The sequence below is a fragment of the Streptomyces sp. BL1 genome, assembly GCF_057628045.1.
In genome coordinates this window covers 3847563-3869478 of record NZ_JBXYWZ010000002.1, presented here as the reverse complement: position 1 = coordinate 3869478, position 21916 = coordinate 3847563, and the positions used below count along the sequence as shown (strand labels likewise).

19 protein-coding genes are annotated in these 21916 nt (G+C 71.4%); 11 read left to right on the top strand and 8 right to left on the bottom strand.

The window, feature by feature from the left end; translation table 11 throughout:
• Positions 1 to 132: 132 nt before the first annotated feature.
• From AC3AGO_RS17075 to AC3AGO_RS17060, 4 genes are all read left to right on the top strand, one after another.
• Entirely contained in the window at positions 133 to 783 is a 651-nt protein-coding gene (locus AC3AGO_RS17075) for an AzlC family ABC transporter permease (RefSeq protein WP_487821069.1), read from the top strand.
• Positions 776 to 1108, top strand: a complete 333-nt coding sequence (locus AC3AGO_RS17070) for a branched-chain amino acid transporter permease (protein WP_487821068.1) — start codon at positions 776 to 778, stop codon at positions 1106 to 1108. Before AC3AGO_RS17075 ends, AC3AGO_RS17070 begins: the two co-directional genes overlap by 8 nt.
• Positions 1109 to 1236: 128 nt before the next feature.
• Positions 1237 to 2154: a LysR family transcriptional regulator gene (locus tag AC3AGO_RS17065; RefSeq protein ID WP_487821067.1), complete on the top strand. Its 918-nt coding sequence runs from the start codon at positions 1237 to 1239 to the stop codon at positions 2152 to 2154.
• Positions 2155 to 2319: 165 nt separating this feature from the next.
• Positions 2320 to 3240 (top strand): DMT family transporter, encoded by a 921-nt coding sequence (locus AC3AGO_RS17060; RefSeq protein ID WP_487821066.1) that lies wholly within the window; start codon positions 2320 to 2322, stop codon positions 3238 to 3240.
• A gap of 498 nt (positions 3241 to 3738) precedes the next feature.
• Here the strand turns inward: AC3AGO_RS17060 and AC3AGO_RS17055 are convergent, their stop codons facing one another.
• On the bottom strand, positions 3739 to 4626 hold the full coding sequence (locus tag AC3AGO_RS17055) for an LLM class F420-dependent oxidoreductase (protein ID WP_487821065.1): 888 nt from the start codon (positions 4624 to 4626) through the stop codon (positions 3739 to 3741).
• Between the two features lie 130 nt (positions 4627 to 4756).
• Here AC3AGO_RS17055 and AC3AGO_RS17050 point away from each other — a divergent pair, with 130 nt between their 5' ends.
• The 6 genes from AC3AGO_RS17050 (at position 4757) to AC3AGO_RS17025 (ending at position 13854) form a co-directional block, all read left to right on the top strand.
• On the top strand, positions 4757 to 5506 hold the full coding sequence (locus tag AC3AGO_RS17050; RefSeq protein ID WP_487821064.1) for a response regulator transcription factor: 750 nt from the start codon (positions 4757 to 4759) through the stop codon (positions 5504 to 5506).
• Positions 5507 to 5523: 17 nt separating this feature from the next.
• Complete coding sequence (locus AC3AGO_RS17045) at positions 5524 to 7113, top strand: sensor histidine kinase (protein ID WP_487821063.1); 1590 nt, start codon at positions 5524 to 5526, stop codon at positions 7111 to 7113.
• Between the two features lie 70 nt (positions 7114 to 7183).
• Complete coding sequence (locus tag AC3AGO_RS17040; protein ID WP_487821062.1) at positions 7184 to 8635, top strand: bifunctional glycosyltransferase family 2/GtrA family protein; 1452 nt, start codon at positions 7184 to 7186, stop codon at positions 8633 to 8635.
• Positions 8632 to 10890, top strand: a complete 2259-nt coding sequence (locus tag AC3AGO_RS17035; RefSeq protein WP_487821061.1) for an ArnT family glycosyltransferase — start codon at positions 8632 to 8634, stop codon at positions 10888 to 10890. The genes AC3AGO_RS17040 and AC3AGO_RS17035 overlap by 4 nt, the downstream gene beginning before the upstream one ends.
• Positions 10891 to 11475: 585 nt before the next feature.
• Positions 11476 to 12984, top strand: a complete 1509-nt coding sequence (locus tag AC3AGO_RS17030) for an MFS transporter (RefSeq protein WP_487821060.1) — start codon at positions 11476 to 11478, stop codon at positions 12982 to 12984.
• Between the two features lie 99 nt (positions 12985 to 13083).
• A complete protein-coding gene (locus tag AC3AGO_RS17025) occupies positions 13084 to 13854 on the top strand; it encodes a TetR/AcrR family transcriptional regulator (RefSeq protein ID WP_487821059.1) in 771 nt (256 codons plus the stop codon).
• Positions 13855 to 13986: 132 nt separating this feature from the next.
• Here the strand turns inward: AC3AGO_RS17025 and AC3AGO_RS17020 are convergent, their stop codons facing one another.
• The 3 genes from AC3AGO_RS17020 to AC3AGO_RS17010 all read right to left on the bottom strand — a co-directional run bounded on the left by AC3AGO_RS17020 (position 13987) and on the right by AC3AGO_RS17010 (position 18053).
• Complete coding sequence (locus AC3AGO_RS17020; RefSeq protein ID WP_487821058.1) at positions 13987 to 14832, bottom strand: YceI family protein; 846 nt, start codon at positions 14830 to 14832, stop codon at positions 13987 to 13989.
• Between the two features lie 220 nt (positions 14833 to 15052).
• A complete protein-coding gene (locus tag AC3AGO_RS17015; protein ID WP_487824688.1) occupies positions 15053 to 17467 on the bottom strand; it encodes an MFS transporter in 2415 nt (804 codons plus the stop codon).
• 127 nt (positions 17468 to 17594) lie between these two features.
• Positions 17595 to 18053, bottom strand: coding sequence for a MarR family winged helix-turn-helix transcriptional regulator (locus AC3AGO_RS17010; protein WP_487821057.1), 459 nt, complete (start codon positions 18051 to 18053; stop codon positions 17595 to 17597).
• Between the two features lie 207 nt (positions 18054 to 18260).
• Here AC3AGO_RS17010 and AC3AGO_RS17005 point away from each other — a divergent pair, with 207 nt between their 5' ends.
• Entirely contained in the window at positions 18261 to 18467 is a 207-nt protein-coding gene (locus AC3AGO_RS17005; protein WP_487821056.1) for a hypothetical protein, read from the top strand.
• A 76-nt stretch (positions 18468 to 18543) separates the two neighbouring features.
• On the opposite strand, the gene AC3AGO_RS17000 is transcribed toward AC3AGO_RS17005, so the two are convergent.
• The 4 genes from AC3AGO_RS17000 to AC3AGO_RS16985 form a co-directional block, all read right to left on the bottom strand.
• Complete coding sequence (locus tag AC3AGO_RS17000; protein ID WP_487821055.1) at positions 18544 to 19413, bottom strand: hypothetical protein; 870 nt, start codon at positions 19411 to 19413, stop codon at positions 18544 to 18546.
• Positions 19414 to 19496: 83 nt separating this feature from the next.
• The gene (locus tag AC3AGO_RS16995; RefSeq protein WP_487821054.1) at positions 19497 to 20459 is read right to left on the bottom strand and encodes an RNA polymerase sigma factor SigF; all 963 of its coding nucleotides are present in this window, start codon (positions 20457 to 20459) and stop codon (positions 19497 to 19499) included.
• Between the two features lie 198 nt (positions 20460 to 20657).
• The gene (locus tag AC3AGO_RS16990; RefSeq protein WP_487821053.1) at positions 20658 to 21449 is read right to left on the bottom strand and encodes an RNA polymerase sigma factor SigF; all 792 of its coding nucleotides are present in this window, start codon (positions 21447 to 21449) and stop codon (positions 20658 to 20660) included.
• Between the two features lie 237 nt (positions 21450 to 21686).
• Positions 21687 to 21851, bottom strand: coding sequence for a hypothetical protein (locus AC3AGO_RS16985; protein WP_487821052.1), 165 nt, complete (start codon positions 21849 to 21851; stop codon positions 21687 to 21689).
• Positions 21852 to 21916 lie beyond the last annotated feature (65 nt).

Here is a 21916-nt window from a genome sequence, read left to right as displayed (position 1 = left end):
GGATTCTCCATAAAATTGCCCAGTATGACGATGACTGTGCATGCCGCTGAGGCTGCCGCGGAGGCCGGAGGGGGGCCTCCGGGGCGGCGGGGGAAAAGCGATGCTGTCGCGGCGTTCCGGGACACGAGTTCCGTGGGGCTGGGGCTGTTCCCGCTGGGGATCGCCTTCGGGGTGCTCGTGTCGCACTCCGGGCTCGACTGGTGGTGGGCGGCGGCCTGCACGGCCTTCGTCTACGCGGGCTCGCTGGAGTTCCTGCTCGTCGGCCTGGTCGTGGCGGCGGTGCCGCTCACCCAGATCGCGCTGACCGCGTTCCTCGTCAACTTCCGGCACGTCTTCTACGCCCTGTCCTTCCCGCTGCACCGGGTACCGGGCAAGGCCGGCAAGGCGTATGCCACGTTCGCGATGACGGACGAGGCGTACGCGCTGACCGCGGCCGAGCCGCCGGAGCGGATGAGCGGCCGCCGCATGCTGTGGCTCCAGCTGTTCTGCCACGCCTACTGGGTGCTGGGCGCCGTCGCCGGGGCGCTGCTCGGCAAGCTGATCCCCGACGGGGTGGTCGGCCTGGACTTCGCGCTGACCGCCCTGTTCGTGGTGCTCGCCATCGACGCGTACCGGGCGGGCCGCGATGTGCCGACGCCGGTGCTCGCGCTGCTGAGCTCGCTCGTGGCGCTGGTGCTCTTCCCCGGGCAGATGCTCGTGGTCGCGATGGCGCTGTTCACCGGCGCGCTGCTGGTGCGGTACGCCCTCATGCGGCTCCGCGAGGGAGGTCCCGCCGATGCCTAGCACCGGATATCTGCTGGCGGCCGTCGCCGTGGCCGCGGGCGTCACCTGGGCGTTGCGGGCCCTGCCGTTCGCGGCGCTGGCGCCCTTGCGGGAAGCGCCCGTCGTGCACTACCTGAGCGTGCACATGCCGATGGGCGTGATGGTCGTCCTCGTCGTGTACTCGCTGCACGACGCGGAAGTGACCCGCGCCCCGTACGGGGCGCCGCTGGGGCTGGCGCTCGCCGTCACCGTGGGACTTCACCTGTGGAAACGCAGCGCGGTGCTCAGCATCCTCGCCGGCACGGCGGTCCATGTGGTGCTCGCCAGCACGGTGTTCGCGAGCTGATACGGGCTCGTGAGCTGACGCGGCTCGTGGGCTGAGGCGGCTCGCGAGTTGACGGGGGCTCGTCCGTCGGGGTGCGGTTCTGTGCAGTACGGGCTGCTGTGCGGGCGCCCTATGGTAAACACTGCTGAATGATTGACTGGGATCTCCGGAAGTTCAGAGTGCTGCGGGAGCTCCAGCGGCAGGGCACCGTCACGGGCGCCGCGCAGGCGCTGTCCCTCACGCCGTCGGCCGTGTCACAGGCGCTGACCGGCCTGGCCAAACAGGTCGGTGTCCCCGTGATCGAGCCCGAGGGGCGGCGCGTCCGGCTGACGGAGGTCGCGCACGTACTGCTGCGGCACGGGGAAGCCGTGTTCGCGCAGCTGGAGCAGGCCGAAGCGGACATCGAGGCCCATGTGAAGGGCGACGCGGGGCTGGTGCGCATCGGCTCGTTCGCGACGGGCGTCGGCACGCTCGTGACGCCCGCGGCCGAACGGCTGCGTACCGCGCACCCCGGCCTCCAGGTGGAGGTGCACGAGGCCGAGGCGGCGGAACTCTACGACCTGCTGGAACGCGGCGTGATCGATGTGGCCCTGTCGCTCGCCGCGCAGGCGCCGGCCGCCGCGGACCGGAAGTTCACCCACTTCTCGCTGCTCGCCGACCCGCTCGACGCGATCCTGCCGGCCGGGCACCGGCTGGCGGGCGAGGCGGGACTGCGGCTGGCCGATCTCGCGGACGAGCCCTGGGTGTTCGGCGCGTCCGGGCCCTGGCGGGAGATCACCCTCGCGGTGTGCGCCGACGCCGGATTCGTACCGCGGGCCGCGCACACCGCGTCCGACTGGGGCGCGATCCTGTCCATCGTCCAGGCGGGGCTCGGCGTCGCCCTCGTCTCCCGGCTGGTCGACGCCCGGCGGGACGGTGTGGCCGTACGGGTCCTCGCCGCCGACCGGCCGCGGCGGCACGTCGTCGGCGCGGTACGCCGCGGGTCCGAGCGGGCGCCGAGGCTGCGGGAAGTGGTGCGCTGTCTGCGGGAGGTGGCGGAGGAGCGGTCTTCCGTTCAGTTCTCCTGAACGGTGCGTCCGGAAAGTTTAGATGGACGTGAAGCGTTGTGAGGGCCGAGAGTTGGCTTCATGAGCCGTACAGCGTCCCTTGCCTCTCCCCCTTCCGCCGCCTCTTCCTCTCCTGCCTCTGCCGCTCCGTCCGGTGTGTCCGTTGCGTCCGGGGGTGGTGAGCCGGTGGCGTCCGGTTCCGCGCCGGGCCGGTCGGTCGTCGTACGCGGGATGGCGCTGGCCACGGCCGCCACGGCCATCTGGTCCGGCAACTTCGTGATCGCCGACGGGATGGCCGGCACGATTCCGCCCGTCCAACTGGCCTTCTGGCGCTGGGTGATCGCGCTGCTCGCGGTGCTGCCGTTCGGCATCCGGCACCTGCGCCGCGACTGGCCCGTCGTCCGCCGGCACCTCGGCTTCCTGTCGGTCGCCGCGCTGCTCGGCGTGACGCTGTTCAACACCCTCATCTACGTGGCCGGGCGCACCAGTCCGGCCACGAACCTCGCCCTGATCGCGGCGGCGGCCCCGCTGGTGATCGTCGTCGGCGCGCGGGTGTGCTGGCGCGAACGGATGGGCGCTGCCCGCTGGGCGGGCGCGGTGCTGGCGTTCGCCGGCATCGTCGTCCTCCTCACGAAGGGCTCGCCGGCCGCGCTGCTCGGCCTGCGGTTCAGCGCGGGCGACGGCTGGATGGCCGCGGCGATGCTCACCTTCGCCGCGTACAGCCTGATGCTGCGGCGCAAGCCGCGCGGCATCTCCGGGCTCAGCCTGCTGCTGTCCACGTTCGTGCTGGGCACGCTCTTCCTGACGCCGGCGTACGCGGTGGACGTCGCGGTACGCGGCACGTTCCCGGTGGACGCGGGCACGGTGGGCGCGCTGCTGTACGTGGGCGTCGCGTCGTCCGCCGTCGCGTACTTCGCGTGGAACAAGGCGCTGGCCACGGTGGGGGCGGCGCGGGCGGGCGTCGTCTACTACCTGCAGCCGGCGTTCGTCGCCCTGTTGGCCTTCGCCGCGCTCGGCTCCGCGGTGAACGCCCCGCAGGTGGTGAGCATGCTCCTCATCCTCACCGGAGTAACCCTCAGCGCAAGACGCGCCACCGCTCGCGCGTAGGTGTGGGGCCCGGCGTCCCGCCCCGGTGTGGGCAGCTGGTCCGCCCAGGGGGCGGCTGCGTTGGATGTGCGGCTCCGCCGCGCGGGGCGGGCACACCTGCCCGGTGTGGGCAGCTGGTCCGCCCAAGGGGGCGGAACGGGTGGGCACACCGGACCGCACCCGCGAGGTCACGTCCCCCACGCACCCAACGCACGCGCCGCCGTGAGGGGTTGGCCCCAGACCCGCCCCTACCCGTTTCTTCCGGGGCTCCCGCCCCAGACCCCAGCCCTGCCCTACGGGCAGGAAAGAGGGGGAACCGGGGCTACGCCCCGGCCCCCACCGCGCTCCGCGCGAAAGAACGCGGGGCTCCGCCCCTGCACCCCACGCGCTGTGCCCGAAAACGGGGTCTGCGCCTCGTTCCGCAGGCGCGGGAGACACCGCGGGGCTCCGCCCCTGCACCCCACCGCGCTGGCGCGCGAAAGACCGGGGGATCCGCCCCAGACCCCGGCAGGGATCCCGTTACCGGGACGCCCCCAGGGGGAGCGCTTCGGCGAGGGTGCGCCACTCCTCGCGGGGGAGGTCGGCCAAGGGGTCGGTCGTGACGGGCTGGAGGGCTACGTGGTCGGCGCCGGCCGCGTGGAACGCGTCGACGCGGGCCCGTACACGGGCCGCGTCGCCGAGGGCGAAGACCGCGTCGAGCAGCCGGTCGCTGCCGCCGTCGGGGAAGTCCTCCTCGGCGAAGCCGAGCCGGAGGAGGTTGTTGGTGTAGTTGGGGAGGGCCAGATAGCGCGCGAGGTAGCCGCGGGCGGTCTCGCGGGCCCGCGCGAGGTCCGTGTCGAGGACGACCTTCAGCTCGGGGGCCAGCACCGCGTCGGCGCCCAGCGTCTCGCGGGCGGTGGCGACGTGCTCCTCCGTCACCAGGTAGGGGTGCGCTCCGGCCGCGCGGTCCCGGGAGAGCTCCAGCATCTTCGGGCCGAGCGCCGCCAGCACCCGCCGCTCGGCGGGCAGCGGCGTCGGCGCGGAGTCGAGGCCGGTCAGATACTCCTTCATCGCCGAGTACGGCTTGGCGTACGCCGGCGCCAGCGGCCCGTGGCTGACGCCGATGCCGAGCAGGAAGCGGCCGTCGTACGCCTCGTTGGCCGCCGCCGTCTGCGCGGCGACGTCCTCCGCGGAGTGTTCCCAGATGCTGAGGATGCCGGTGGCGACCTGGATCCGCCGGGTGGCCTTCAGAAGGGTCTCGGCCTGGGCGACGCTGGGGTTTCCGCCCAGCCACACCGTGCCGAAGCCGAGTTCGTCCAGTTCGGCGGCGGCTTCGGCGATCTCGCCGTCCGCTACGGGGGACGAGCCGGAGCGCAGTGCCGCCGTCCAGATGCCGACAGTGCCGAGGTCCTGTGCGGTGGAAGTCATGTCGGTCACAGCTCCGCCAGCCGGTACCGGTATTCCTGGGGCGGCACGACTCCCGTCTTTCGGGTGGTTCTCAGGTGATTCACAGGCTTGGCACAGGCGGCTCTCATAGCGGGCGCACAGCCTTGTGGACATGAATGAGTCGCCCGCGTCCTCTCCCGCCCCTGCCCGCAGTGACCTGCGGCGGCCCGACGGCAGTCCGGTCCGTGTGCTCGTCGTCGACGACGAGCCGTCGATCACCGATCTGCTGTCGATGGCCCTGCGCTACGAGGGCTGGGACGTACGGACGGCGGGCGACGGCGCGGGCGCGGTGCGGACGGCGCGCGAATGGCGGCCCGACACCGTCGTACTGGACGTGATGCTGCCCGACATGGACGGGCTGACCGTGCTGAGCAGGCTGCGCCGCGAGACGCCCGACGTGCCCGTCCTCTTCCTCACGGCGAAGGACGCCGTCGAGGACCGGATCGCGGGGCTGACGGCCGGCGGCGACGACTACGTGACGAAACCGTTCAGCCTGGAGGAGGTCGTGGCCCGGCTGCGCGGGCTGCTGCGCAGGGCGGGCGCGGCGGCGGCGCGGAACGATTCGATGCTGACGGTCGGCGATCTCGTACTGGACGAGGACAGCCACGAGGTACGCAGGGACGGGGCCGAAATCCGGCTCACCGCGACCGAGTTCGAGCTGCTGCGGTTCCTGATGCGCAATCCGCGCCGGGTGCTCAGCAAGGCACAGATCCTGGACCGGGTGTGGAGCTACGACTTCGGCGGCCAGGCCAACGTGGTCGAGCTCTACATCTCCTATCTGCGCCGGAAGATCGACGCGGGCCGGGACCCGATGATCCATACGCGGCGCGGCGCCGGTTATCTGATCAAGCCGGCCGAGTAGCGGAGGAGCCGGAGCCGATGGCCACCGCAGCCCCGCCCCCGCCCCGTAAGGGCAGCTCCCGTACGGGCGACTCCCTTAAGGGCGATCCCCGTCAGGGCAACTCCCGTACGGGGCGCACCCGTACGGGCCGTTCCCGCACCCGCGCGCCCCGTTCGCTGCGGACGCGGCTCGTCCTCGCCTGTGTCGCGCTGATCGCGGTGGTCGCCACCGTCATCGGCACCGTGACGACGATCGCCCTGCACTCGCGCCTCTACCACCAGCTGGACAAGCAGCTCACGGACGTCTCCATGCGCGCGGCGGGGCCGCCGGGGCACAGGAAGCCGCCCCGCGTGGACGACTTGGCGTTCCTCAACCTGGGCGGGCAGCCCATCGGGACGATCGGCGCCGTCGTGGACCCGGAGAGCGGCAACATCACCGAGGCGGAGACGAGCGTCCAGGAGTCGTCCGGCACCGGCCGCCCCTCCGTGACGACGGAGGCGCTCACCGCGGAGCAGATCGATGCCCTGAGCACGGTCCCCAGGGACAACGCGAAGCACACCGTCGACGTGCCCGGCCTCGGCGGCTACCGGATGCAGGCCGTACCCCTCGACGACGGCATCCTGCTCGTCGGCGTACCGACCGCCGAGGTCACGGACACCCTCAACACGCTGATCCTGGTCGAGGTGTGCGTCACCGCGTCCGGGCTGGTCGCGGCGGGAATCGCCGGCACCGTGTCCGTACGGTTCGCCATGCGTCCGCTGCGGCGCATGGCGCAGACCGCCACGCGCGTGTCCGAACTCCCCCTGCACGAGGGCGAGGTGCGGCTCAGCGAGCGCGTACCGGAGCGGGACACCGACCCCCGTACGGAGGTGGGGCAGGTCGGTGCGGCGCTCAACAGGATGCTGGGGCACGTCGGTTCGGCGCTGACGGCACGGCACGAGAGCGAGACGCGCGTACGGCAGTTCGTCGCGGACGCCAGCCACGAACTGCGCACCCCGCTGGCCTCCATCCGCGGCTACGCCGAACTCACCCACCGCGGGCGGGAGGAGACCGGCCCCGACACCCGGCACGCGCTGTCCCGCATCGAGGCGGAGTCCACCCGGATGTCGGGCCTGGTGGAGGATCTCCTGCTGCTGGCGCGGCTGGACGCGGGCCGACCGCTGGAACGTACGGAGACGGACCTCGTACCGCTCGTCGTGGACGCCGTCAGCGACGCCCGCGCCGCGGGCCCCGCGCACAGCTGGCGGCTCGGCCTGCCCGAGGAGCCCGTTCTCGTGCAGGGCGATTCCGCCCGTCTGCAACAGGTGTTGGTGAATCTGCTGGCCAACGCCCGTACGCACACGCCGGAAGGCACCGTCGTCACGGCCCGCGTACGGCAGGACGAGGACGGCCGGGCGGTCGTCGAGGTCGAGGACGACGGGCCGGGCATCCCTCCGGAGACGCTGCCGCGCATCTTCGAACGGTTCGCGCGCGGCGACGCGTCGCGCTCCCGCGCCCACGGCAGTACGGGCCTCGGGCTCGCCATCGTGCAGGCCGTGACGGCGGCGCACGGCGGAGAGGTGGACGTCGACAGCGCGCCGGGACACACGGTGTTCCGGGTGCGGCTGCCGGCCACGGACGGGACCTGAGCGGCACCTCACAGCCCCGGCACAGCTTCAGCACAACGGTCTGACAGGCCACTTCGGCAGCGTGCGGCCCATGCAGACCGATACCCGAACCGCCCCGCAGGCCCGCCCGCCGGCCGCGGCGGAGACCGCGGCGGGCACCCTCCCCGCCCGCCGCCACTTGCCCGCTTCCCGCTCCGGGCGCGGTACGCGCACCGTGCTGGATGTGGTGGTGCCTGTGTACAACGAGGAGGCGGGGCTGGAGGCGTGTGTGCGGCGGTTGCACGCGTTTCTCTCGGCGCATTTCCCCTACGGGTTCCGGATCACGGTGGCGGACAACGCGAGCGTGGACGGGACCCCGTATGTGGCGGGCCGGCTGGCGGGGGAGCTGGAGGGGGTGGCGGTGGTGCGGCTGGAGGAGAAGGGCCGCGGCCGGGCCCTGAAACACGTATGGGGAGCGTCCGATGCGCCGGTGCGGGCGTATATGGATGTGGATCTCTCCACGGATCTGAACGCGCTGTTGCCGCTGGTGGCGCCGCTGATCTCGGGGCACTCGGACCTCGCGATCGGCTCCCGGCTGGCGCGCAGCGCCCGGGTGGTGCGCGGGCGGAAGCGGGAGTTCATCTCCCGCACGTACAACGTGATTCTGCGCCGCTCGCTGGCGGCGGGTTTCTCGGATGCGCAGTGCGGGTTCAAGGCGATCCGCGGCGAAGTCGCCGAACGGCTGTTGCCGCTGGTGGAGGACAACACGTGGTTCTTCGATACGGAGTTGCTGGTGCTGGCGGAGCGGGCCGGGCTGCGGATCCATGAGGTGCCGGTGGACTGGGTGGATGATCCCGACAGTCGGGTCGACATCGTGCAGACGGCCACGGATGACCTGAAGGGGGTGTGGCGGGTGGGCCGCGCCCTGGGACGGGGGGTGCTGCCGTTGGACCGCCTGCGCCGCCCGTTCGGGGATGACCCGCGCGATCGCGAACTGGCAGGCGTACCACGGGGGTTGGCCCGCCAAGTCCTGGGCTTCTGTGTGGTGGGCGGGTTGAGCACGCTGGTGTTCCTGGCGCTGTTCTCGCTCTTCCGGCAGGGGATGGGGGCGCAGTGGGCGAACGCGCTGGCCCTGCTGGTCTCGGCGGTCGGGAACACGGCGGCGAACCGGCGCCTGACCTTCCGGGTCCGCGGCCGGGAACGGGCGGTACGCCACCAGGCCCAGGGGCTCCTGGTGTTCGCCATCGGCCTGATCCTCAGCAGCGGCTCTCTCGCCGCCCTCGACTGGGCGGTACCGCAGGCCTCGCACGGTACGGAGCTGGCGGTGCTGATCATCGCGAACCTCGCCGCGACCGTCGTGCGCTTCATCCTCTTCCGCCTCTGGCTCTTCCCCGCCTACGGCGGCAAGAGTCACAGCCCCGACCACGGCTCCACGGAGCGCGGCGGCAAGACCCACAGCGACCACGGCGGCGCCTGCAACGCCACCCGCACAGGAACAGCCCCGGACACAGACGCGAACACGAACAAGAACAACAACAAGAACAAGGAGCGGACTTCCGCATGACCACCGTCACTCACCCGCCCGCGGCGGCACCCGGGCAGGACGGCGGACCGCTCGCGCGGGCCCGTGCCCGGCTCGACGCCCGGCACCCGGACCGGCCCCGCTGGGAACGTCCCGCGTACTGGGGGCTGCTCGCCGTCACGGCGGTGCTGTTCCTGTGGGACCTCGGAGCCTCCGGCTACGCCAACTCCTTCTATTCGGCGGCCGCCCAGGCCGGCAGCGTCAGCTGGAAGGCGTTCCTGTTCGGCTCGCTGGACTCCGGGAACGCCATCACCGTCGACAAGCCGCCGGCCACGATGTGGCCGATGGCCCTGTCCGTACGGCTCTTCGGCCTCGGCCACTGGCAGATGCTGGTGCCGCAGGCGCTGATGGGCGTCGGGACGGTGGGCGTGCTGTACGCCGCCGTACGCCGCCGGGTCGGCCCGGCGGCGGGGTTGCTGGCCGGTGCGCTGCTGGCGTTGACGCCGGTCGCCGCGCTGATGTTCCGCTTCAACAACCCGGACGCGCTGCTCGCGCTGCTCATGGTGACGGCCGTCTACTGCGTGATGCGCGCGGTGGAGGACGCCCGCGCCAAGTGGCTGCTCCTGGCGGGCGCTTGCTTCGGCTTCGCCTTCCTGGTGAAGACCCTCCAGGCCTGGCTGATCCTGCCGGTACTGGCGGTGGTCTACCTCGTGTGCGGGCCCACCCGGCTGCGCCGCCGGCTCGGCCAACTCCTGCTGGGTGGGCTGGCGATGGTGGTCTGCGCCGGCTGGTGGGTGGCCCTGGCCGAACTCTGGCCCGCCGGCTCCCGCCCGTACATCGGCGGCTCGCAGACCAACAGCTTCCTTGAACTGACCTTCGGCTACAACGGGTTCGGCCGCCTCACCGGCGACGAGACCGGCAGTGTCGGCGGAGGCGGGCCCGGTGGACCCGGCGGTGGCGGCGGCCCGGGCGGCGGTGGCCCCGGCGGTGGAATGTGGGGGCAGACCGGCCTCGGCAGGCTGTTCAACGACTCGATGGGCGGCCAGATCGCCTGGCTGCTGCCCGCGGCGCTGCTGCTGCTCATCGCCGGACTTGTGCTGACGCGGAAGGCCCCGCGGACGGACGGCGTACGGGCTTCCCTGCTGCTGTGGGGCGGATCGCTGCTGTTCACCGGCCTGATCTTCAGCCTCATGTCCGGGATCTTCCACGAGTACTACAACATCGCGCTCGCCCCGTACGTGGCCGCCGTCGTGGCCATCGGCACGGTGCTGCTGTGGCGGCGGCGCGAACGGCGTTCTGCCGTGCTGACGGCGGCAGTTGTGGTCGCCGGTACGTCGGTGTGGGCGTTCGTCCTGCTCGGCCGGGCCTCGGGGTGGCTCCCGTGGCTGCGCTGGACGGTGCTCGTCGTGGGGGTCCTGGCGGCCCTCGGAATGGCGGCGCACGCCGTGCTGCCGCGCCGGGTCGGTGCTGTACTGGCGGGGGTGGGCCTGGTGGCGTCCGTCGCGGGCCCCGCCGCGTACACGCTGAGCACCGTCACCACCCCGCACTCCGGCTCCATCGTCCTGGCCGGCCCCTCCACGGGCGGCGGCCCTGGCGGGGGCCCCGGCGGCGGGGGTCCCGGAGGCCCCGGCGGCGGCCCGCCGAACGCGCCCGGCGGCAAGGGGAACGCGCAGGGGAAGTCCCCGGCGAATCCCGGCGGAGCGCCCGGCGCGAACGGTCGGCCCGGGGCTCAGGCCAACGGCAAACAGGGCACGCAGCCCGACGGAAGCGCCAACTCGCGCCCCAACTCGTCCCCCAACGCAAAGCCCAACTCGTCGCCGAACTCGCAGGCGCCGCCCGGAGGTCGGCGTGGCGCGATGCCGGGGATGCCCGGCATGCGGGGTGACGGCCGCGAGGGCATGCGGGGCGGAGGGCCCGGCGGAATGGGCGGGTTGCTCAACGGCGCACAGGTCAACTCGAAGGCGAAGAACCTCATCGCGAAAGACGCCGACAAGTACACGTGGGCGGCGGCCGCGATCGGATCGCAGAACGCTGCCAGCTACCAGCTGTCGACGGGCGATCCGGTGATGGCCATCGGCGGCTTCAACGGCAGCGATCCGTATCCGACGCTTGCCGGCTTCAAGAAGTTGGTGAGTCAGGGTCAGATCCACTACTTCGTTTCGGGGTCGATGGGGGGTCCTGGCGGGGGCAACGGGTCGGCTGCGGCGATCAGTTCGTGGGTCTCGAAGGGGTATGTGAAGGTCACGGTGGGGGGTGTGAGCTTCTACGACCTGACGCGGCCCAGGAGTTCACCGTGACGGCACCCCTCGCGGGGCGGCTCCCTGTGAGGGGCGCACTCCTCTTGAGGGGCCTGCCCTGTGAGGGGCACCCTTTACCCCTCAGCGGGGCGGCTCCCTGTGAGGGGCATACCTTTTACCGGGGCGGTGCCCTGTGCGGGGCAACCCCTCAGGGGGCGCGTGCGTTGGGTGCGTGGGGGACAGACCTCGCGGGTGCGGTCCGGTGTGCCCACCCGTTCCGCCCCTTGGGCGGACCAGCTGCCCACACCTAGGTGGGCCGTTGCCCACACCGAGGCTGGGGCGGGCCCCACAGCGCAAAGCGGCCCCAACTCCCCCCCCCTCCCACCTCACCGTTTGCGTGGTCGCGGGTGGGGGTGGGGGCGCAGGGGGCGCCCCGGGACAATAGAGCGTGATTTTCGGGCCGTGCACAGCCAATGTGGGGCCGGCCCGAACATGAGGGGGGCGCGGCCCGTAAATCATGCGTCCCGGGGTCCCCCGGAGCCACCACCCCCACCCCCGCACACCGGCAAACCCGGCCCCACCCCCACCGCCCACCCTCCCGTACGCTGTATAGCTCCACCCGTCATACAGCGTAAAGGAGTTGCCGTGGCGGCCGTCCCCGCTCACGTCCCGGCCCAGGCCGCAGGGCATCAGCGACGTTGGGCGATTCTCGCCGTCATCTGCTGTGCGCAGCTCACCGTCCTGCTGGACAACACCATCCTCAACGTCGCGCTCCCCTCCCTCACCCAGGAGCTGGACGCGACCACCGCCGACACCCAGTGGATGATCAACGCCTACGCGCTCGTCCAGTCGGGACTGCTGCTCACCGCGGGCAACGCCGCGGACCGCTACGGCCGCAAGCGGCTGCTGCTGACGGGCCTGGCGCTGTTCGGCGCGGGTTCGCTGTTCGCCGCGTACGCCCAGACCGCCGCCCAACTGATCGCTGCCCGCGCCGGAATGGGGATCGGCGGCGCGATGCTGATGACGACGACGCTGGCCGTGGTGATGCAGATATTCGACGACCGGGAGCGGCCGAAGGCCATCGGCATCTGGGGCGCGGTGAGTTCGCTCGGCTTCGCTTCGGGCCCCCTGATCGGCGGGCTGATGCTGAACCACTTCTGGTGGGGCTCGATCTTCCTGATCAACATCCCCGTCGCGCTGTTCGGGCTGCTGGCCGTGGCACGCCTCGTCCCCGAGTCGAAGAGCCCGCGCGGCGACCGCCCGGATCTGCTCGGGGCGCTGCTGTCCACGGTGGGCATGGTCGGGGTCGTGTACGCGATCACCAGCGGGCCCGAGCACGGCTGGACGTCGCCGCACGTGGTGCTGTCCGTGACGGCCGGCGCGGCCGTACTCGCGGCGTTCGTGGTGTGGGAGCGCAGGGTCGAACACCCCATGCTGGACATGTACTTCTTCCGGGAGCGCCGGTTCATCGGCGCCCTCGCGGGCGGCATTCTGGTCGCGTTCGGGATGGCGGGTTCGCTGTATCTCCTCACGCAGCAGCTGCAGTTCGTGCTCGGCTACAGCCCGCTGAGTGCCGGACTGCACACGGCACCGCTCGCGCTGACCGTCGTGGCGCTGAACTTCACGGGTGTCGGCGCCCGGGTCCTGGCCGTACTGGGCACGCCCCGCACCATCGTGGTCGGGATGAGCATGCTGGCCGTCGGGCTGGTCTGTGTGGCGCTGATGGGCCGCGCCGGATACGGGGGCATGCTGGCCGGGCTGCTCGTCATGGGCGCCGGTCTCGCACTGGCCAACCCCGCCATGGCGAACGCGGTGATGTCCGCGATCCCGCCGGCCAAGGCGGGGGTGGGCGCCGGAGTCAACGGCACACTGGCCGAGTTCGGCAACGGGCTGGGCGTCGCCGTGCTCGGCGCGGTGCTCAACTCCCGCTTCGTCGCGCTGCTTCCGGCCGGTCTCGCGGGCGCGGGCTCGCTGCCCGCGGCGACGGCGGCGGCGCGGGACGGAGGGGAGCGTGCGGCGGTGGCCGATGCCTTCGCGAACGGTATCGAGACGTCCCAACTGGCGGGCGCGGTGGCCGTGCTGGCGGGTGGCGTACTCGCTTCCGTGCTGCTGAGCCGTGCCGAGCGGGCAGACGCTCCGGCCGTGGCGGCATAGCATCGGGACACAACGGCCGGAAGGGCCCGGTCCGTTCGTGCTCCGCCACTCCGCCCGCTCTCTGTGAAACCTCCGACATTCCGACACGAGGAGCGCGCCATGGCACCCTCCGACGCCAGGACCGGCCGCCCGCCCAGGACCAGCGTGTGGCTGGAGGAGCGCCCTGCGCCCCGCCGCAAGGGGAGCAGAGAGAAGGGCGAGGACCAGCCGGAAGGGCTGGACCGCGGAAAGATCATCGGCACCGCGGTGCGGCTGCTGGACGCCGACGGCCTCGCCCGGTTCTCCATGCGGCGGCTCGCCACGGAGCTGGGCGTGACCGCCATGTCGGTCTACTGGTACGTCGACAGCAAGGACGACCTGCTGGAACTCGCCATGGACTCCGTCGAGGGGGAGCTCCAACTCCCGGACGGCGAGGGCCGGGACGGCGCGCACTGGCAGGACCAGCTGCGCACGCTGGCGTACGAGTACCGCCGGCTGTTCCACCGGCACCCGTGGGTGGCCGGGATGATGGGCAGCTATCTCAACGTCGGCCCGGAGGCGATGGCGTTCTCCGACGCGGCGCGCCGGATCGTGGAGCGCAGCGGCCTGCCGCCGCAGCGGCGTTCGGGCGCGCTGTCCGCTGTCTTCCAGTTCGTCTACGGGTTCGCCACCATCGAGGCGAGCTGGGACTCCCGCTGCAGCGCCGCGGGTCTGAGCCCCGACGAGTATTTCTCCACCGTCCACACGAAGGTGCGGGCGCGGCCGGAGTACGAGGAGTCGCTGCGTCTCATGGAGCAGGGCGGGGGCGGCACGGTGGAGGAGAGGCGCGAGCGGGACTTCACGGTCGCGCTCGATGTGCTCGTCGCGGGTATCGAGGCGATGCGCGGCTAGCGGCGCGGCTTTGCGCAGTTCCCCGCGCCCCTGATCCTGCGCCGTTCCCCGCGCTCCCAACAGATGCGCAGTTCCCCGCGCCCCCAATGACAAGCGGCCCGCTCCCGGAGGAGCGGGCCGCTTGTGCGCGGGTCAGAAGGGCAGTGCCTCGCCCTGTACCGCCTGGATGTCCAGCTCGACCTTGAGCGTGGTGCCGATCGCCGCGATGCCGGCCGCGACGACCTGGTTGTAGTTCATCTGGAAGTCGTCGCGCCGGAGTTCGGCCGTCGCGCGGAACGCGGCGCGCACGCCGCCCCACGGGTCGGGGCCCGTACCCAGGTAGGTGAGGTCCAGGTCCACGTCGCGGGCCATGCCGCGCATCGTCAACTGGCCGTGCACCAGCCAGCGGTCGGGGCCCGCGGGCTCCACGCCGGTGCTGTAGTACGCGATCTCCGGGAACTGCTCCACGTCGAGGAAGTCCCCTGCACGCAGGTGCCCGTCGCGCATCTGGTTGCCGGTGTCGATGCTGGTCGCCTTGATGGACGCCTCGACCCGGGACTTCTCCGGGTCCTCGGCGATCTCCACGCGCCCGCTGAAGTCCGTGAACCGGCCGTGCACGCTGGTGATCCCGAGGTGCTGTGCCGTGGCCGCGACGGTGGAGTGCATCGGGTCGATGACCCACGGTCCGGGCGGCGGCAGCTGCTCGCCGCCCTGCCGGGCCAGCGTGAGCGTGCCCACGTCGGCCCGCCCGGAGGCGGTCACCAGCGCGGTCGACGCGGCCGGTGCGTAACCGAGCGCCGTCGCGATCACGGTGTACGCGCCCTGGGCCAGCGGCTCCTCGCTGCGGATCACGCCCTCGGAGTCGGCCTCGGCGCGCACCACCTGGCTGCCCGTCATGTCGGTGACGGTGAGTACGGCGTTGTGCACCGCCCAGCCGTCGCGGGTCTGGATGCGTGCACGGACTCCCGCGCCCGCTCCTGTGCTGCCTGCGCCTGCCATCTGTCTTTCGCTCCTTCTCGCTGCTGCGTGGCCCCGGCACCCGCGTCAGCGGGCCGTCCCCTGCCCGCACTCCCAGAGCGCGGGATACCGGGGCCTCTCCGGTCCGGGTCCGCTCGGCGCGTGCCGCTCGACCGGGGTCCGGGGTGATCCCCTGGAGATCCCAGTGTTCACGCGTCTTCCCGGACCGGAGGTCTGGTCTGCCCTGTGTGGGGGTGGGCGGTTACTCGTCCGGGTGGTGCAGCTCGATGTCGTAGCCGTCCACTCCGGAGCCCCGGACGTTCAGGGCATTCGCCACCGGCGGGTAGCCGCTGGCGATGACCGAGTAGTCGCCGGAGTCCAGGTCGGTGAAGGCGTACGCGCCGTCCTCACCGGTGGTGGACGTGGCGACCACGTTGCCCGCCGCGTCGACGAGGGTGACCCGCGCGTCGGGCAGCGGCGCGCGGCCCGCCCCGGCGAGGACGCTTCCCTCGACGCGGGCGCCGGCGGCCAGGTCGATCTCGATCCGGGTCACGCCCTGGCCGTCCACCTCGACGGGGCGGGCGGTGGGGCGGTAGCCCGGCGCGTTGACGGCGATGGTGAAGGTGCCGGTGACGAGGTCGTCGAAGCCGAACTCGCCGCGCTCGCCGGTCTTCCCGGTGGCGAGCACCTCGCCGCGTACGTCGGTGACGATGACCATCGCCTCCGGTACGGGCTGTCCGTCGACGGAGCCGCGGACGACGCCCGCGAGGCCGCTCGTACCGGACAGCAGGATGTCGTGGCTGACCACGTCCTCGCGGATGACCACGGTGTTGGCCTGCGGCTGGAAGCCGTCGGCCGCCGCGATCAGCACGTAGCTGCCGGGGGACGGGGCGTCCAGCGCGTAGCCGCCGTCGGCCTGGGCGACGGAGCGGCCGAGCTGGCGCCCGCTCTGGCTGATGAGGGTCACCGCGGCCCGGGGCACGCCGGAGCCGTCACCGTTGCGGACCGTGCCGCGGACGCCGTACGCGCCGCCCGCGGAGTAGCCGGCTGCCGGTGCGGCGGCTGCCAGGGGCTGGGTGACCTGTCCGTTCGGCGTACCGGCGGAGTGCGCGGCGGACTGCGCGGCACTGGCGCCGGTGGCCGGGCCGGAACCCTCGGAGGGCTCCGGCCGCTCCATTCCGGACTGGGTCTTCAACGGGACCTCCTTGATGAACAGCACGCAGATGAGGGCGATGAGCGCGACGGGTGCGGCGTAGAGGTAGATGTCTCCGATGCCGTGCCCGTAGGCGCTCTCCACCACCGTGCGGATGGGGGCGGGGAGTGAGTTCAGGTCGGGGATGGCGCTGCCGCCACCGCCGGTCGCGGCGCCCGCGCCGTGGATGCCGCGGTCGGCGAGCCCGTCCTTCATGTAGTCGGAGATGCGGTGGGAGAGCACCGCTCCGAGGACGGAGACGCCGACGGCGCCGCCGAGGGACCTGAAGAAGTTGATGGTGGAGCTGGCCGCGCCGAGGTCCGAGGAGGACACCTGGTTCTGCGTGGCGAGCACGAGGTTCTGCATCATCATGCCGACGCCGAGGCCGAGCAGCGCCATGTAGATGGCCATGTGCCAGTACTCGGTGTCGTACCGCAGGGTGCCGAGCAGGCCGAGGCCCGCGGTCATCAGCACACCGCCGGTGACCAGGAACGCCTTCCAGCGGCCCGTACGGGAGATGATCTGGCCCGAGATGGTGGTGGCCAGGAACAGCCCCGCGATCATCGGGATGGTCATGACGCCTGCCATCGTCGGCGACTTGCCGCGGGCGAGCTGGAAGTACTGGCTGAGGTAGACGGTCGCGCCGAACATCGCGATACCGACGAACAGCGAGCCGAGGGCGGCCAGCGAGATGGTGCGGATGCGGAACAGCCGCAGCGGGATGAGGGGTTCGCTGACCTTGGACTCGATCAGTACGAAGATGAGCGCCAGCACGATCGCGCCGGCCACCATCGTGTACGTCTGCCAGGACAGCCAGTCGTACTTGTCACCGGCGAAGGTCACCCAGATCAGCAGCAGCGAGGCCGCGGCGGCGACGAAGAACGCGCCGAACCAGTCGACCTTCGCGTCCCGCTTGACCACGGGGAGCCGCAGCGTCTTCTGGAGCAGCAGCAGGGCGATGACGGCGAAGGGGATGCCGACGTAGAAGCACCAGCGCCAGCCGAGCCAGTCGGTGTCGGTGATGACGCCGCCGAGCAGCGGGCCGCCGACGGTGGCGACGGCGAAGGAGGCGCCGATGTAGCCGGAGTACCGGCCGCGCTCCCGCGGGGAGACCATGGCGCCGATCACGATCTGGGCAAGGGCGGATATCCCGCCCATGCCTATGCCCTGTACGGCACGGGACGCGATCAGCATGCCGCTGTTCTGCGCGAGACCGGCGCTGGCCGAGGCCAGCACGAAGATCACGATGGCCGTCTGGACCAGCACCTTCTTGCTGACCAGGTCGGCGAGCTTGCCCCACAGCGGGGTCGAAGCCGTCATCGACAGCAGCGAGGCGGTGACGACCCAGGTGTACGAGCTCTGCCCGCCGCCGAGGTCGGAGACGATCCTGGGCAGCGCGTTGGAGACGATCGTCGACGAGAGAATGGCGACGAACATGCCGAGCAGCAGCCCGGACAGCGCCTCCATGATCTGACGGTGTGTCATGGGCGGGGCATCGGCGGAGGCGGAGTGCGCGTGCGACGCGTGCTTCGCCCCGCTTCTGGCACCGGCTTCCTGCACACCGGTGGGTGTGGTCGTTGCCATGCGGTTCCTTCTTCTTCCTGCTCTCGTCTCAGCGACGTGTGGTGGTGGGGTCGGCGTCCCGGTCGCAGGAGAAACTCGAACGGAGCCGCTGCAGCAGTGCTGTCAGCTGCTCGACGTCCTCGTCGGACCAGTCGCCCAGGTGTCGCTCAAGTGCTTCGGTTGTGTGCTCGGAGAGCACGTCCAGCTGCTGCTGACCCAGGTCACTGAGCCGCAGCAACCGGGATCTGCCGTCGAGGGGGTCCGGATGCCGCTCGATCCATCCGCGGTCCGCGACGTGCGCCACGTGGCGGCTGGTGACCGACATGTCGATGGCCAACAGCTCCGCCAGCTTGCTGGTGCGCAGCTCCCCGTACTTCTTCAGCAGGGACAGCACACCGGCGGAGGCGGGCGGACAGTCGAGAGGGAGGCCCCGGGCCAGCTCGCGTTTCACGGAGCCGATCGCACTCAGGTGTCGGGCCAGCTCTTCGTACTGGCTGCGCGCGGCCATCTGCCACCCCCAACGTTTCGTTGCTTAGGGCAACCATAGGACCGGTTAGTTGCTGCACGCAAATTGATTGCGGGGTGCTCCGGGCAAACACTCCACAAAAGCTCGGTGTGCTCCGGACCAACCCCGAGGTGAAATGCCCGGTCCAGCCCCGTCGTTCAGGGCCCGGGCCGGGCGGGCGGCGTACGGGGTTCGCTAGGGTCCTGTCGCATGGCTCACAATCCCCACGCCCCGCAAGGCCCGGAGTCCGGTCAGGACCCGGCGGGCAACACCCAGATGTTCCGTGCCTTCGTCGACGAGGCACCTCAGCAGCAGCCTGCCGTGCAGGGCCGCTCCGGCCCGCGCGTCGGACTGATCGTGGGCGTCGTGGTGGCCGTCGTGGTCATCGCCGCGGCCGCCTGGCTCGCCCTCGCCTGACCGTACTTCCGGCCGGCGTCACCTCTGGCCGGCGACACCGCTGGCCGGCATCACCACCGGCCGGCGTCACTTCCGGTCAGGGCTTCTCGTTCGCGGTCCGTGCTTCGTCCGCGGTCCGCGCTTCCCGGGGGCCCAGGTCTCCGGTGCCGAGGTCCTGGGTCTCGGTGTGCATGCCCAGCGGCACCCGCCACGGGTCCACGCACACCTTCCAGGACTTCTTCTTCCGCTCGCCGGGCTCGACCGGCGCGGGCAGCTTCCGCTCGCTCTTGACCGTTCCCCAGTCGACTCCGAGCGCGCCGATGATGTGCGTCTCGAACGTGACCGTGCCGGACTCGACGCTCCGGCCGCCCGTGTTGCGGAAGACCACGGTCACCTTCTCGCACCACCGCTCGTCGCCCGCGCCGCGCTTCGCGCTCTTCGGCTTGCTCACGTGCAGGACGGGCGGCCCCGTGGGCTGTGCCGCGGCGTCCCCGCCGGGAGGTGAACTCCCGTTCTCCGGAGACCCGTTGCCGGCGCCCGTACCGGCGCCGCTGTCGCCGCCGGATCCGGCCCGTCCGCCGCCCGCCTCCGGGGTGCCAGCCTCCGGGCCGGCCGCTCCCGGGCCGGCCGAAGGAGACTGCGGAGGTGCCGCGGAGGCCGGCGGGGGATCCGCCGGGGCCTCTCCGGAGGGTCCGCCGCTCTGTCCGCCGCCCTCCCGGGGCAGCGGGACCATCCGTACGCCGTCCTCGGGCGGCACCGTACGGCCCTTCGCGCCGGAGGCGCCGGATGCCGGCTGCCCGGCCGAGCCGACCGCGACGTACGGGGTCTGTCCGCCGCCGTCACTGCCCGCCGTCAGCAGCGCGCCGGCACACAGCAGAGCCGCCGAGGCGGTCAGTGTGCCGCCGCCCCGGCGGCTCTTCGCGAACTTCCGGAAGGCCGCGCCCTGTTGTCGTAGCCGCTGTCGCATTCCGGCAGTGTCGCTGACGGTGTGTCAGATGTGAACCCCGCGTCGCGTCGTATCCCCCGTGGCAACCGGTCCTCCCGTCTCCACTAGTCCTCCGCGATCAGCCCCTCGCGCAGCTGGGTGAGCGTACGGGTCAGCAGGCGCGAGACGTGCATCTGCGAGATGCCGACCTCCTCACCGATCTGCGACTGGGTCATGTTGGCGAAGAACCGCAGCATGATGATCTGCCGTTCCCTGGGAGGCAGTTTGGCCAGCAGCGGCTTCAGGGACTCGCGGTACTCCACGCCCTCCAGGGCGCCGTCCTCGTAGCCCAGCCGGTCCGCCAGCGAGCCCTCGCCGCCGTCCTCCTCCATCGCGGGGGAGTCCAGCGAGGAGGCCGTGTAGGCGTTGCCCACCGCCAGTCCGTCGACCACGTCCTCCTCGGACACCCCGAGGCAGTCCGCGAGTTCGGTCACGGTCGGCGAGCGGTCCAGGGTCTGCGACAGGTCGTCGCTTGCCTTGGTGAGTGCCAGCCGCAGCTCCTGGAGCCGCCGCGGCACCCGGACGGACCACGACGTGTCCCGGAAGAACCGCTTGATCTCCCCGACGACTGTCGGCATCGCGAACGTGGGGAATTCCACGCCCCGTTCGCAGTCGAAGCGGTCGATCGCCTTGATCAGGCCGATGGTGCCGACCTGGACGATGTCCTCCATCGGCTCGTTGCGGCTGCGGAAGCGGGCCGCCGCATACCGCACGAGCGGGAGGTTCAGCTCGATCAGGGTGTCCCGCACATAGGTGCGCTCGGCACTGTCGCGGCTGTCCGCGCCGTCGCGGTCGAGCGTGGCCAGCCGCAGGAAGAGGGAGCGGGACAGGGTGCGGGTGTCGAGGGAATCCGCCGGCGCCGCCTCGGGCGCGACGGCCGCCGAGCCGTCGGACTGGCCTGGCAGGCCTGGGACTTCGGGCTCTGCGGAGACGTCCTCCAGCACCTCGTGCTGTGCGTCGGCGGTCGTGATCTCGGTGAGCACCTTCGACTCAGTGAGCACCTTGGAGCTGCCCAGTTCTACGGACATGCCACCCCCTTGAGGTCGCGGACGGGTCGCAGCGGCGCCCTCGCAAGAGGGAGACACCTCCCCCTGAATACCGGGAGCGCCGCCACGGCAAACGCAGCTCTTGCAGAATGTCACAAGTCAGCAACGCGACGTAGCTTCATGTCGATAAAACTGCACAGATGAAGCCCGTGAGTTCGGGGGAGGTGTCGCTCGTTCCGGTTACGCGTCGATCCGATTTGCGGCACGAAGCCGCGCGAAACTGCGGGCCAGCAGCCGTGACACATGCATCTGCGAGACGCCGAGCTCCGCACTGATCTGCGATTGCGTCAGATTCCGGTAGTAGCGCAGCAGCAGGATCCGCTGCTCCCGCTCGGGAAGCTGGACGAGCAGATGCCGTACGAGATCGCGGTGTTCGACTCCGTCCAGTTCCGGATCCTCGTAACCGAGCCGGTCCTGAAGGCCCGGAGCGCCGTCCTCGCGCTCCTGTGCGGCCTCCAACGATGTTGCGCGGTACGCCCGTCCGGCCTCGATGCAGGCGAGCACCTCGTCCTCGGTCAGCTGCAGCCGCTCGGCGATCTCCGCGTTGGTCGGCGACCGGCCGAGCAGCGTGGTGAGGTCCTCCGTCGCGCTGCTGACCTGCACCCACATCTCGTGCAGCCGGCGCGGTACGTGCACCGTACGGACGTTGTCCCGGAAGTAGCGCCGGATCTCCCCGATGACCGTGGGCATCGCGAAGGTCGGGAACTGCACGCCGCGCGCCGGGTCGAACCTGTCGATGGCGTTGATCAGACCGATGGTGCCGACCTGGACCACGTCCTCCATCGGCTCGTTGCGGCTGCGGAAGCGCGCTGCGACATACCGCACCAGCGGCAGATTGGCCTCGATCAGCGCTTCCCTGACCCGGGCGTACTCGGACGAGTCCTGCTCCAGCCCGGCCAGCTGCTCGAAGAGCACCTGGGTGAGTGCCCGGGCGTCCGCGCCACGGCTCACTCGGGTCTGGGTCGCCGCCACTCAGCCACCACTCCTTCTTCACCGTGCACGCCGGTATCGTCCAGTCTTCCGCACAAAGCGGTCATAGCATCACAAGACATGTGCACAGTGTGCAAGCACCGTATTACGCCGTGTTGTTCGCCAGTTGGTGCAATTCACCCGCTCTGAACTGGGACGCACGCCATTTCCGTACGGCACACGAAGAACCCCGTCCGCACAGGCGAACGGGGTGGAGGAGGGAGGTCTGCGCGACTGCCGTCAGCTGACCAGTTCCGTCATGAAACGGCCGACGCCCTGCGCCGCGCTGGAGATCCCCTCGAAGCCGATCTGCACGAGGTCCGCCGCGCGGTCCGGTGAAGTGATGATCGTGTACAGCACGAAGACCAGCACGATATAGAGCGAAACCTTCTTCGCTTGCACCATCCCCTGTCCCTCCACGACTGCCCGGGAGCCCTGTGCGATCGGGTGAGTCTAACCAGAGCAGGCCA

Excerpts from the sequence above, each read along its gene's own strand:
- AC3AGO_RS17070 (WP_487821068.1), top strand. The coding sequence starts at position 776 with ATGCCTAGCACCGGATATCTGCTGGCGGCCGTCGCCGTGGCCGCGGGC.
- AC3AGO_RS17065 (WP_487821067.1), top strand. The coding sequence starts at position 1,237 with ATGATTGACTGGGATCTCCGGAAGTTCAGAGTGCTGCGGGAGCTCCAG.
- AC3AGO_RS17055 (WP_487821065.1), bottom strand. The coding sequence starts at position 4,626 with ATGACTTCCACCGCACAGGACCTCGGCACTGTCGGCATCTGGACGGCG.
- AC3AGO_RS17050 (WP_487821064.1), top strand. The coding sequence starts at position 4,757 with ATGAATGAGTCGCCCGCGTCCTCTCCCGCCCCTGCCCGCAGTGACCTG.
- AC3AGO_RS17045 (WP_487821063.1), top strand. The coding sequence starts at position 5,524 with ATGGCCACCGCAGCCCCGCCCCCGCCCCGTAAGGGCAGCTCCCGTACG.
- AC3AGO_RS17040 (WP_487821062.1), top strand. The coding sequence starts at position 7,184 with ATGCAGACCGATACCCGAACCGCCCCGCAGGCCCGCCCGCCGGCCGCG.
- AC3AGO_RS17035 (WP_487821061.1), top strand. The coding sequence starts at position 8,632 with ATGACCACCGTCACTCACCCGCCCGCGGCGGCACCCGGGCAGGACGGC.
- AC3AGO_RS17025 (WP_487821059.1), top strand. The coding sequence starts at position 13,084 with ATGGCACCCTCCGACGCCAGGACCGGCCGCCCGCCCAGGACCAGCGTG.
- AC3AGO_RS17020 (WP_487821058.1), bottom strand. The coding sequence starts at position 14,832 with ATGGCAGGCGCAGGCAGCACAGGAGCGGGCGCGGGAGTCCGTGCACGC.
- AC3AGO_RS17015 (WP_487824688.1), bottom strand. The coding sequence starts at position 17,467 with ATGACACACCGTCAGATCATGGAGGCGCTGTCCGGGCTGCTGCTCGGC.
- AC3AGO_RS17010 (WP_487821057.1), bottom strand. The coding sequence starts at position 18,053 with ATGGCCGCGCGCAGCCAGTACGAAGAGCTGGCCCGACACCTGAGTGCG.
- AC3AGO_RS17005 (WP_487821056.1), top strand. The coding sequence starts at position 18,261 with ATGGCTCACAATCCCCACGCCCCGCAAGGCCCGGAGTCCGGTCAGGAC.
- AC3AGO_RS17000 (WP_487821055.1), bottom strand. The coding sequence starts at position 19,413 with ATGCGACAGCGGCTACGACAACAGGGCGCGGCCTTCCGGAAGTTCGCG.
- AC3AGO_RS16995 (WP_487821054.1), bottom strand. The coding sequence starts at position 20,459 with ATGTCCGTAGAACTGGGCAGCTCCAAGGTGCTCACTGAGTCGAAGGTG.
- AC3AGO_RS16985 (WP_487821052.1), bottom strand. The coding sequence starts at position 21,851 with ATGGTGCAAGCGAAGAAGGTTTCGCTCTATATCGTGCTGGTCTTCGTG.